The sequence below is a fragment of the Streptomyces sp. XM83C genome (assembly GCF_023072675.1).
GTDB classification, from domain to species: Bacteria; Actinomycetota; Actinomycetes; order Streptomycetales; family Streptomycetaceae; genus Streptomyces; species Streptomyces thermocoprophilus.
This window is the reverse complement of sequence record NZ_JALLGL010000624.1, coordinates 1-911: the sequence shown is the minus strand read 5'-3', so window position 1 is coordinate 911 and position 911 is coordinate 1. Positions and strand designations below refer to the sequence as shown.

Here is a 911-nt window from a genome sequence, read left to right as displayed (position 1 = left end):
CAAGGACAAGGGCCTCGGGGTCGGGTTCGCCTGCCGGGTGCTGGGACTGTCGGAGTCGGCGTACTACGCGCGCAAGAAGCGGCCGAAGTCTGCCCGTCGGCTGCGTGACGAGCAGCTTAAGCCGCTGATCGAACAGGTCCATACCGAGTCCGGCGGCACCTATGGCGTCCGCCGGATCACCCGCGCACTGCGGCGCAAGGGCGTCCTCGTGGCACGCTGTACCGTCGAGCGGCTGATGGCCGAGCTGGGTCTGGAGGGCGTCGTCCGCGGCCAGCGGCGCCGCACCACGGCGCCGGAGCCGTCGGCACCCAGGCCGCCGGACCTGGTCGACCGCGACTTCACCGCGAGCCGGCCCGACCAGCTGTGGGTGGCCGACATGACCTATGTCCGCACCTGGACGGGCTGGGTGTATGTGGCGTTCGTCCTGGACGTCTTCTCCCGGAGAATCGTCGGCTGGCAGGTCGCGAACCACATGCGGACCGAACTTCCGCTGGACGCGCTGGAGACGGCGCTGTGGAGACGCCGGATCAAGAAGGACTCCGGCCTGATCCATCACAGCGACAGAGGGTCGCAATATGTGTCAATTCGCTACACCGACCGGCTCGCCGAGATCGGGGCCGCCGCATCCGTCGGCTCGGTCGCGGACTCGTATGACAACGCGATGGCCGAGGCGCTGAACGGCACCTTCAAGGCCGAGCTGATCGAGATGCAAGGCCCGTGGCGGGACGTCGACCATGTCGAGCGGGCGATCTTCCAGTGGGTCACCTGGTACAACGAGGAACGGCTCCACTCCTCCCTCGACTACGTACCGCCCGCCGAGTACGAACGCGAGTGGTGGCGACAACAGGAAGCCACCCCGCAGTCCGCCTGAAACAAGATCACCGGACTCTACGAAACTCGGGGCAGCTCAT

The 911-nt window shown here is 67.2% G+C and carries 1 protein-coding gene; it reads left to right on the top strand.

Annotated elements, in window-relative coordinates; genetic code table 11:
* A partial coding sequence (locus MTQ10_RS30775) for an IS3 family transposase (RefSeq protein WP_247474102.1) occupies positions 1 to 871 on the top strand: 871 nt, incomplete at its 5' end.
* Positions 872 to 911: the final 40 nt, after the last annotated feature.